The organism is Williamsia sp. D3, assembly GCF_000506245.1.
Lineage (GTDB): Bacteria > Actinomycetota > Actinomycetes > Mycobacteriales > Mycobacteriaceae > Williamsia > Williamsia muralis.
In genome coordinates, this window is the sequence record NZ_AYTE01000041.1 from 1 (window position 1) to 10,855 (window position 10,855).

Consider the following 10,855-nt stretch of genomic DNA (forward strand, 5'->3'; position numbering starts at 1 on the left):
GGCTGCTCCGGCGGCACCAGCTGCTCGGCGGCGACCACGCCCGACGGGTTCGCGACGTCGTCGGGGATCGGTCATCGTGGCCGCGGCGATCGTGGTGCTGGTGATCGTGGTGGCCGGCGGTGTGATGGTGCTGACGTCGTCGTTGTCGGTTTTGCGGTCGGACCCACCGAATGTGGACCTGCCGGCCGCCGATCAGGCGAACTGGACCACGATTCCGTCGCCGTCTCCTGCGCCGCCGCCGTCGGTCACCAATCCCGCCTGCCCCACCACCACGGTGGGCAAGGTGTCGTGGGGCCGAGATGCCGGCGGCACGAGCAACGGTGTCGACGCCATCAAGGCGTTCGACTACGGCTACTACGTGCAGCGCTCGGGCGAGGCGGCCCGCGCGGTCGTGGCACCGGATGCGGCCCTGGTTGCTGATGCGCCCACGATCCAACGGGCCGTGGACGCTCTGCCGGCCGGGACGACCCATTGCTTGGAGATCACCGACACCGGCCGCGGTGTGTACGAGGTCAGATTGGCTGAGTTCCTGCCCAATTCGGCTGCACCGAGCCTGACGTTTCAGGTGATCGAGACCGGTGTTCGTGAGGGTCGCACGGTCATCACCGGGATTCCAACAAACGTGTCGATAGGGGAGTGACCAGTGGTCACGCACACAGTCCTACTGCGAGTAGGGCGGCCTGGGAGCGGTTCAGATTGGCGTCGAGTGACGCTCCCAGGCCGCGGGTTGCCGATGTTCATCCACACGAAGCGGACGCCGATCGGCGTCCCTCAGTCTAGGCGGTAGGGACATACATGAGTCGAGCGAAGATGCGGCCACTAGTGGCTGGATTGGCGACCCTGTCGGTGACGCTGACCGTGGTGGCCACCGTGCCCGCCACCGCCAGCGCCGCCCAGCCGTCGAGCTGCACCCCGTATATGGCGTACCTGGTGCCCGGAACGTGGGAAACCACCGCCACCGCTGACCCCTCCAAACCGGCCGGGCTGCTCGGCAAGGTCGGCGCCGAACTCGAAGAGTCCTACGGTTCGCAGATCACCGTGATCTACCCGAACTATTCGGCGTCAGCGTTCGACAAAGGACAGACCTACGCCAGCTCGGAAGCCGATGGCGTGCAACGTCTTCGCGGCCTGCTCGAACAGTGCCCCGAATCGCAAAACGTGCTCGGCGGCTACTCCCAAGGCGCTGACGTGGCCGGCGATGTGGCCTGGCAGATCGGCAACGGACAAGGCCCCGTCGATCCGGACAAGATCGACGCGGTCGGCCTGGTCGCCGACCCCAAACAGGGCAACGCCCCGGTCGCCGGACCCGCCCCGACCGGTAAAGGCATCGCCGGCACCCGTCCCGGTGGTTTCGGCACACTCGCCGACAAGGTCCGCCAGGTCTGCGCACCCGGTGACCTCTATTGCTCGACGAACTCCTCCGAGCACTCCTTCATAGCCGGTCTAGGGCAGATGCTCGGATCATCGGGCAACGGTGAAACCGCACCCACCACAACCACAGTCGCCGACACCACGACCAGCACCACACCGACTACGGGTAGTGCGGTGACATCGCCGGCCGATGCTCAAGCGTTGACCAGTGACTACTCGCGCACCGATGTGCCAGGCACCGTCGGGGCGGCGACCGCGCTCAACGATCAGATCGCCGAGCTCCAGGGCCAGCCCGCGCCGGCCTCGGGCGGTCAGGCCAGCCAGATCGCCTCGCTGGCGTCGTTGGCCGGACAGCTCCTGGAAACCTTCACCGCGGTGGCCGATACCCAGCAGTGGGTGCAGACCACCCCCGGCGCAGACAAGTACCTGAGCAACGCCAAGCCTGGCACTCCTGCCGCGCAGGCGAACTCGCTGCTCTCGACGTTCAACGCGATGGACGTTCCGGCGATCCTGTCGACCACCAGCTCCATTGCGTCGTCGCTGTCCCAAGCGCTCGGGTCAAGTCCCACCGTCCCCCTCGCCGGCACCACCACCACGTCGTCGACCACACCCACCACCGCGTCGAGCGGTGCGGGGTCGACGACCACTCCATCCGCTGCATCGCCGACGTCCGAGAGGGGTGAGGCCGGCGGTGCGGCGGCTGTTCCGACCGGTGAGGCTGTTTCGGTCTCGCCGACGGTCCCCACAGGGGCAGGGGAGGGGAGTGCACCGGCCTGGCAAGGCACCGGTGCACTCCCCACACCCCAAACCGGTGGCGCCGCTCCGGATTACGCCGCTCTCGGTGCCTCCACGGCCCAGCTGGTGGCCCAGGTCGCACCGTTGAACTCGGCCGATAAGACAGCGTTGACGTCGGCGGCCACCGTGCTCGGTGGCCTCAAACCGGAGGTGCTGATCGGGCAAGGGCTCAACGTGGTGACCGCGGTGACCAGCACCGACTACCGGGGCATCGTGGCGGGCCTGCAACGGCTGCCGCAACAGATTTTCACCGGCGACATTCCCGGGGCCCACAAGACTGCCGGGGATCTCAACAACATGTTGTCGCCGTGGGTGACGATGGCCGCCCAGATCGATTTCAAGACCGCCGCCAAACTCGTGGCGTTGATTCCCGATCCATCGGGGACCACCCAAATCGCGTCGGTGGTCCTGGGATTGCTGGGCAACCTCGACATCGTGCGCCTGGCCCGCAACGTCGGCCAGCTCCAAGAAGTGGCCTGGCAGGTCCTCGAATCGCACAACCTGATGGCCCTGACCCAGCTCCTGCCGATCGGGTTGGATTTGGCGTCGGTGGCCTTGGGTGTGCTCGAACCAGGCGCGAAGATGTCGCCGGAACTCCTTGGCGCGGGCGCCACCCCCGAACAGCAAGCGCTGGCCACCCACAGCCAGGGCCAGGACATGGTCGGCATGTTCGGGTCGCTGACCCAGTTGGTCTCTTCTCAAGGCGCACAGGACCTTTCCAAGCTCGTCGGGGAGGGCCTGACCGCTGCCACGTTCTACGCCTCCAATGCGCACGGGCAATACGACAAGCTGATTATCGACGGCAAAACCGCCCTGGACTGGCTCTATGACTTCTTCCGCGAAGCGCTGGGCGGGTGATGTGCAGCTGATCTGACACCCGCCGTGCGCGCTACGGGCGCGCACCACTTTTTCCTCTTTTTGCTTGTCCTGGCCGGGCGCGTGAAAAGCGAAGTAATGCAACCAAAGTGAGGAGGTAGACCCGATGGCACAACAACCTGGCACCACCAAGAAACTCTCGTTGGCCGGTGTCGTCGGTCTGCTTCTGGCGGCGATCATGTTCGTCGGGTTCGGATCAGATAACCCCGAACCACCCACCGATTGCCTACCTCAGGTCGCCGCCCAAGGCCCGACCGTGCAGGGCCCGGGCACCAAGGTGCTGCCCATGAAAAAGGACACCTACCAGTTCAGTTCCCCGTTCGGGCCGCGGTGGGGAACGATGCATCAGGGCGTGGATTTCGCTGCACCGCTGGGCACCCCGATCTATGCGGCGATGAGCGGAACGGTCGCCGACGCCGGGCCCGCCGGCGGATTCGGCTACTGGATCATCATCGACTTCGACGCCGACGGCAAGAAATTCTCGAACGTGTACGGCCACATGCCTGGCAGCTCGTTCAAGGTCAAAAAGGGCGACCAAGTCTCCTCCGGCCAGCAGATCGCCACCGTCGGTTCTGAAGGCGGATCCACCGGACCCCACCTGCACTTTGAGGTGTGGGACGGCGGCCGTCTACCCGAGGGGGCCGGCACTGCTGTTGACCCCATGCCGTGGCTCTCAGGTGCCGGCGAGCCGGGAGCCCCGGCCAGTGACCCGTCGGCAGATCCGGGCGCACCCCGCGGACCACCACCGGCCGAGCAAGTCTCCGATCCGGCCGTGGTGTCGGTCGCCGACTGGGAGAAAGTCGCCAAGCTCGAGTCCGGCGGCGATTGGGCCATCGACACCGGTAACGGCTACTTCGGTGGGCTGCAGTTCAACCCGCAAACCTGGACCGGTAACGGCGGCGGCGAGTTCGCCCCCACGGCGAATGCTGCCACTGCCGGTGAGCAGATGGAGGTCGCCAACCGGGTCCTTAAAACCCAAGGCTGGGGTGCCTGGCCGGTCACCAGCAAAGAAGCCGGTGTCACCGACAAAAAGCCCGCACCCGACGGCAGTTTCGTCGACGCAGCCACGTCCACACCCGAATCGGCCACCGTCGAGCTGGCCGCAGCACGCGGACCTGCTCCCGGTGCCGGTTGTGCCCCCGCCGGCGGTTTGGGGACTGCCCTCAAACCCGGATCGGTCCCGGCCGAGTACGAGCCGTGGATCATCAAGGCCGCCACCACCTGCCCCGAAGTCACCGCACCGCTACTGGCGGCGCAGCTGGAAAACGAAGGCGGCGGCTTCAACCCGAAGGCGTACAACGCCGAATCCGGGGCGATGGGCAACGCCCAGTTCATTCCCTCGGTGTGGCCATCGAAAGGCGTCGACGGCGACGGCAACGGTTCCAAAGACCCCTACACCGTTCCTGACGCGGTGATGTCGATGGCCTCGTTCGACTGCGAGCTGGTCGGCATCGCCAAAGAGGGCCTACAACAGGGAAAGCTCAAAGGCGACCTGACCGAGCTGTATCTGTCGATGTACAACTGCGGCCCCGGTGCCACCCAAGCCCAAGGTGGGGTCTGCCAGAACGACCAAACCCAGAACTACGTCCGCAACATCCCGGCGAACGCGGTCGCCAAGTTCAGCGCTCCCGCACCCGGCGGCGCTGACCTTCCCCGGGGTGGCCCGTTCGGGCAGCGTGCGGTCGCTGCAGCGATGAAGTGGCGCGGCACCACCTACGCCTGGGGCGGTGGCACTGCACACGGGCCTAGCGGCGGGATCTCCGACGGCGGCGGTGCCGCCGACGCTGCCGGTGACTTCGGAAAGATCGGGTTCGACTGCTCGGGACTGATGATCTACGCGATCGCCCAAGCCTCCGATCAAAAGATCATCCTGGACCACTACACCGTCAACCAGCTCAACGATCCACGCGGAAAACCCGTCCCCATCAACGCCTTACAGCCCGGCGATGTGGTGTTCCCCGGCGGCGGTAACCCCCAGCACGTGGCCATGTACATCGGCAACGGCCAGATGGTCGAAGCCCCCCAATCAGGAGACGTCGTCAAGGTCTCCCCGTTGTCGAACCTCGGCGACGGTATCGACGCACGGAGGTTCGGATGACCACCACCCACATACCTACCCGCCGATCAGCTGCTGGCCGGCTGACGGTCGCAGCGGCGGCGATCGCTATCACCGCCGCACTCATGGCCGGGTGCTCCGGTGAGGACGGCGAACCCACCGCGGCATCGACGACACCGCGCACCCCGGCCCAAGCCCAGCAGTGGGATCCGGGCGACCCGCCGCGCACCATCGAGCCCACCGCGGCCACACCCAGCTCCGCTCTGCCCGACGCAGCGGCCGAGCTCGACCGATCCAACCCTGATGCGGTCTCGCAAGCGGCGGTTCAGATCTGGTTTTCCTGGGACACCGCCACCGACCGTGGCCCCAACGACGCCACCGCCCGCGCGGCCCCGTTGCTGACCCAAAAGTTCGCGGACAGTTTGTTCGCGACCGGCTCTAACAGTCCTGGCGGGCAATGGCTGACCTGGGCCAAACAAGATGCCGTGGTCACACCCACGATCCGGTTGATGCCCGACCAAGGGGCACCGCAAACGCCCGACCGCAAGTACTACGTCTACGAGGTCACCCAGACCGCGCGCACCCCCGACGGTGAGCAAGTCGGTGCACCGGTGACCACCTCGGCCTGGGTGATCTGCGTGCGCAACGGACCGATCTGGGAGGTGAGTCAACTCGCCCAACGATGACCACCACCGACCTGTCCCTGCCCCGGACCCAACCTCGAAGGAGGACCGTATGAGCTTTTCCAGCAACGCCTATCCGCAATCGAGCGTCGGCAGCCCGTACGACGCCGAAACACCAGTGAACCTGCGCGCACAAACACTGCGCCGCCGCCCACCCGAACCAGAACCAGAACCCGTCGACGACACCACCGTCGACGACAGTGAGGCCACCGATACGGTGGCGGCCGAACCCGTCGAGGTCCGCGCACCACCCGTGAGGCCGCCGAAGCCACCCGCGCAGCGATCTTCGCCGCCGCGACCACCGACCCGACCGACGCCGCGAAAACCGAAGTGGTGCGGCCCGCGCCGGTCGGACCAGGCGAAGCCCCGACTATCGAGTTCGGTCCACCGGTCCGCGCGATCGCGCCGCCTGTCGTCGACGAGGACTATCGCCACCAGGTGCTGCGCGGGGAGCTGCTCGCCGCGAACCCGGGTATCGAGACCGACCCGGCCGAGTGGGGCCGGCGGGGCCGGATCAATCAGACCCTCGGGATGAAGCTGCGCCCTGAACCCGCCGAGATCGACTACCGCTACGACGTCGAGCTGATTTCCCGTGCGGTCTTGCCGCCGTGGTTCGTGGTGATGATCGCCAACCCCAAAGGCGGGCAGGGAAAAACACCGACCACTCTGATGCTCTCTTACATTTTCGGGCTGTTCCGCGGTGCGGGCGTGGTGGCATGGGACAACACCGAATCCAAAGGCACCCTGGCCGACCGCGCCGAAGCCACCACCCCTGGCGAGCAGCTGCACGTGTGGGATCTCCTCGAGCACGCCAGTGAGCTCGCCGGGCCGAACGCTCAGGCCGGGGCGCTGGGGGCGTACCTGCGCCGTCAGCCGATCACCATGGTCGATGTCCTGGCCTCGGATAGTTCGTCCAAACGCGACAAAGCCATCGGCAACGCCGAATGCGATGCGGTGGCCGCCGTGCTGCGCCGACACCGCCACGGCGTGTTCGTCGACACCGCCGGCGAGGACCTGTCGGACAACTGGCAGTGGACCGCCCACAATGCCCACCAGCTGGTGATCCCGATGACCTACCGCCGCGACGCCGCGCGCGCGGTGCTGGAAATGCTCGACGGGCTGCGCAGTCGGCACGGCCGACCGGACCTGGTCACCGACGCGGTCGTGGCACTCGCGGCCATCCCCGGCAGCGCCGACCCGACCGACCGGGATGCCATCATTGCCGACCTGGTCGACCTCGGCATCACCCGGATTATCGACGTTCCCTACGAGCCGCTGTTCGAGGGCTCCGGTACCCGCATCGCCGAAGCCCAGCTCGCCGCGCCCACCCACATCGCCTACACGCGGGTGGCAGCGGAGATCGCCGACCAGCTTTCCCAGCTGCGCAGTAGCGCACCCATCGAGTACACCGCCGGTGCGGTACCCACCTCGATCACCCGTCCGGCTGTCCACATCGGCCCACCAGCAGCAGTCGGGCCACCGCCCAACACCGGTCCCTACAACCCCCACCCAGCAATGAACACCTATCCACCACAAGGAGGTAACTCATGACCACCAGCACTAGCACCGGTAGCAGGTTGCAGCGCAACAGTATTCGCGCTGCAACCATCCTCGGCATCGTCACCTTGGCCTGGCTGACCAGCGCCGGTGTCGCCGGCGCCGACACTGTCGTCGCGATTGACAGCCCACTGGACGGCATCACCCCCGACTTTTCTCTCTGGGGTACCGGCGTAGGGGACACCTGGCGTCGGCTCATGGCTGCGTTCTGGGCTGCCTGCCTGGCCGCCTGCGCCATCTGGGTCATCGCCGCCTCGGTGAAGATGGCCATGGCCAACCGGCGAGGTATGGCCGGACAGCAAGTCGAGGCCAAAGCCTCCTTCATGGACGCCCTCACCGGGCTCGGCGCCTGCGCCGGGGCCTCGATCCTCATCGGCGGCGTCCTGTTCGCCGTCTCGGGCTAACCCAAAACCCACCAATCCCACTCACAGAAAAGGACATTGACATGACATCTTCTCCCAGCCCCCGCGCTCGCCGCCCCATCAACCCCGGCGCCGCCCCCGTCCCCCCACGAGCTGGCGGCGACCGCCACAAGCTGCGCCGCGTTCGGTTCGTCGTGTTCTTCGGCGTAGCGCTCGTGATCACGCTGCTCATCATCCTGCTCACCGTCATCCTCTAACCCCGCCCAACGTCCTAACAATCAAGGAGCACAGCATGATTGGCAAGAAACTACCGAGCGAGTCGCCCAACCCGACGGGGGGTGTGCGGTGATGGCTCGCGACTACAGCCGAGTCGGCACGCCTTCGGCCGCAGGGGGCGGTGCCCCGGCACGATCGCGTACGCCGTGGTGGATCGGCGGCGGAGCATTGCTGATCATCGTGGTCCTCATTTTTGTTCTCGCTGCTGCGTGCGGCGGTGATGACGGCGGCGACTCAGGCGCAGCGAACAAGAACTCGACACAGGGGATCGGGTCCGCCCATGGCCCGCAATCGATCACCGACGGCATCCCTTCGGGGTACACCAGGGACAAGGTCGGCGTCACCACGGCCGGGGTGAATTTCGTGCAGGCGGTGACTCAAGCTGGCCAGGGCCGTATCTCCGGGGAGAAGCTGCGTGAGCAGTCGGTCGGCACGAGCGCAACGCCGGCGCTGCTCGAAATACTGGATCAGGTCAGCGGTCGCGGCGAGACCGAGAACGTCTACCTGACGATTCCGGTTCTCCCAACTGTGACGGAGTTTTCGCCCGACAAGGCCGTGGTGAGCGTGTGGCAGGTCGATACCGGCCAGTCAAAGATCGGTGACGCGGGCAAGGTTGGCGTGCAAACGATCTGGTCGACAACGACAGTGACCCTGTCGTGGAGCGGCACTGATTGGAAAGCGGTCGACTGGAAGTTCGCACGGGGCCCTAATCCTGCTGACACCACCTTCCCGGCCGCCGATTCACCGCTCGCGCAGAAGGCGACCAACGGCTACTACAGCTTCTACGTCGACTAAGTCGCCGGGCTACAGGAGAAACCCATGAGGACCAGCATCTTTCAACGAATCCGCACACACTATCGCCGTACGCCCCGAACTGGTGGGCACTCGGTGTGGGTGCGGGCGCTGCTGCTGGTGACCGCAGCACTGGTGCTGGTCACCGTGGGGGCCGGGCAGGCCGCCGCCGCACCCGAAGACGCACCGGCATCGTCCATGACCGGCGGTAAGCAACTCCCCAAAGGGATGCCCGCTGAGCTCAATCAATTCGTCGCCGGCACCGACGAGTTCAAGAACGGCCCCTGGTTCAAAGGGGTCTGCGCGGACAAGGGCGGTGACTTCGCCGGCTACCTGGCCGCGATGTTCCCGAACGAGGAAGCGTTGCGGTACTGGGGCCTTCCCGCTGATCAGAAGGTCAAATTGATTCAGGCCAAGGCGATGGGCTTGGTCGTGTCGAATGTGGAGCTGCCCAGCGGGGAGTCGCTGCCCGCTGAGGCGTTGCGCGACGAGAAGAAGGCCAAAGAAGCGGTCGACGCAGGCTGGGCACCCCCGAGTGACTGGTATCAGGAGACCTTTCCCAACGACCGTTCTGAGTTCTACCCCTCGACCACACCGGTGTGCGCCGACGACCTCAAACGCTGGACCAGCGAAGCGATCACAACGTGGGGCTTCAAGTGGGCCAAACAACCCGACGCGGCATCGATGGACATCATGACCGCCGCCGAGGACGGCCCCCGACGCACCAACGCCGAGGCCGGCGACCCGCAACGCAACCGGATCGAAGATCCCTGCAACACCGGCGAGAAACGCGGATGGGCGTACTGCGAACACGCATTCTTCGTCAACTGTGACCAAGCAGCCCGAGGTCCGGATGTCGCGAGCTGCACGGACTGGAACATCAACGTGGGCAAAATGTTCGACGAGACGGCAGCGTGGATCGACCGCAACACCGAGCTCAGTGACCGGGTCGACGAGGCAATCAAGGAGACCGGGGCCTACAAGCTCGGTGCCGCCGCAGTCGATGCGTTCTCGATGCTCTGGACCGGGGCGGTGGCGATCGCCAAGTTCGTCGAGGATCCCAGCAGTGTGATCGACGATTGGGCCAACACGATGAAAGAAGGCTCGATCGGACTGCTGCAGAAGGTGTTACCGGGCCTGGCCGAGGTCGGCAATTTCGACTTCAAGGCCCAGTGGTTCATCGCCTGGTACGCCAAGGCCGTAGGGCTGGGCATCGCGGTGCTGGCGGTGCTGTTCCTCGCCGCGACCGTGCGCGCCGCCCGCAGCGGTGGGGGGCGAGAACTGCTGTTCAACACCCTGGGCTATGCGCCGATGGCAGTGGCGTTCATGCTCTTCGCGCCCGGGGTGGCGTACATGATCGAAGCGTTCTGTGCGGCATTGTCCGATGCCCTCGTGGGCTTTATGGGGACATCGGTCGACGAGCTGGTCAACAATGTCTCGGCCACCCTGGGCGCGGTCAACAAAGACACCCTGGTCGGCGGAACATTGATGGGACTGATCGGCTTTGGCCTGCTGGCGATCGGGGCGTTCGCTCTGTACGTGGGTCTGTTGATGCACCAGATCGGCATCCCGTTGGCCTCCTGCGCGATGGCGATCGGGTTCGCCTTCTTCGTCTATCCGCCGATGCGCAAGAAGGCGTTGCGGATCCCGATGACCCTGCTGTCGCTGATGCTTAGTGTGCCGCTGCTGTTCTTCATGCTCGGGCTGCTCAGCGACCTGCTCAACGACGCTGCTAAGAACTCGATCGCCGGCACCGGGGAACTGCAATCTCTCGGCATGCTCACGCTGATGGCACTGGCGTTCGTCGTCATCGGTCTCGCGCCGTTCTCGATGCTCAAATGGGCACCGGTCCTGCCTGACACCGAAGACTCCGACCGAATGGGCGACTCCGGAGGCGGATCAGGCCAAATCATCGGCGCCGGCATGGGCGGTGCGATCGGGGCCTCCCGCGGAGCCTCCGGTGGTGGTGGCCACGGCGGCGGAGGCGGCGGTAGTGGAGGGCCGGTGGGTGGGCAGAGCGGACAGACCGCCCACAAAGCGACCAGCGCCGCGAACGCCGGCCCCGGCGGAGGCCATACCGGCGGCAA

Annotated in this window: 8 protein-coding genes and 1 pseudogene; all 9 read left to right on the forward strand. The window is 66.1% G+C overall.

Going from position 1 to position 10,855, the window contains the following annotated elements; genetic code table 11:
• Positions 1-640: pseudogene (locus W823_RS56865) on the forward strand (hypothetical protein); the annotation flags it as partial.
• 155 nt (positions 641-795) lie between these two features.
• Complete coding sequence (locus tag W823_RS51870; RefSeq protein ID WP_081729898.1) at positions 796-3,024, forward strand: cutinase family protein; 2,229 nt, start codon at positions 796-798, stop codon at positions 3,022-3,024.
• 124 nt (positions 3,025-3,148) lie between these two features.
• A complete protein-coding gene (locus tag W823_RS59395; RefSeq protein WP_023961851.1) occupies positions 3,149-5,140 on the forward strand; it encodes a peptidoglycan DD-metalloendopeptidase family protein in 1,992 nt (663 codons plus the stop codon).
• Positions 5,137-5,784 (forward strand): hypothetical protein, encoded by a 648-nt coding sequence (locus W823_RS51880; RefSeq protein WP_023961853.1) that lies wholly within the window; start codon positions 5,137-5,139, stop codon positions 5,782-5,784. The genes W823_RS59395 and W823_RS51880 overlap by 4 nt, the downstream gene beginning before the upstream one ends.
• A 330-nt stretch (positions 5,785-6,114) precedes the next feature.
• Entirely contained in the window at positions 6,115-7,332 is a 1,218-nt protein-coding gene (locus W823_RS0130545) for a ParA family protein (protein WP_152538160.1), read from the forward strand.
• The gene (locus tag W823_RS51885) at positions 7,329-7,742 is read left to right on the forward strand and encodes a hypothetical protein (RefSeq protein ID WP_023961857.1); all 414 of its coding nucleotides are present in this window, start codon (positions 7,329-7,331) and stop codon (positions 7,740-7,742) included. Before W823_RS0130545 ends, W823_RS51885 begins: the two co-directional genes overlap by 4 nt.
• A gap of 41 nt (positions 7,743-7,783) precedes the next feature.
• Complete coding sequence (locus W823_RS58250) at positions 7,784-7,957, forward strand: hypothetical protein (protein ID WP_023961859.1); 174 nt, start codon at positions 7,784-7,786, stop codon at positions 7,955-7,957.
• Between the two features lie 91 nt (positions 7,958-8,048).
• The gene (locus tag W823_RS51890) at positions 8,049-8,771 is read left to right on the forward strand and encodes a hypothetical protein (protein ID WP_023961861.1); all 723 of its coding nucleotides are present in this window, start codon (positions 8,049-8,051) and stop codon (positions 8,769-8,771) included.
• Between the two features lie 24 nt (positions 8,772-8,795).
• On the forward strand, positions 8,796-10,855 hold a 2,060-nt coding region (locus W823_RS51895; RefSeq protein ID WP_152538161.1), incomplete at its 3' end, for a hypothetical protein.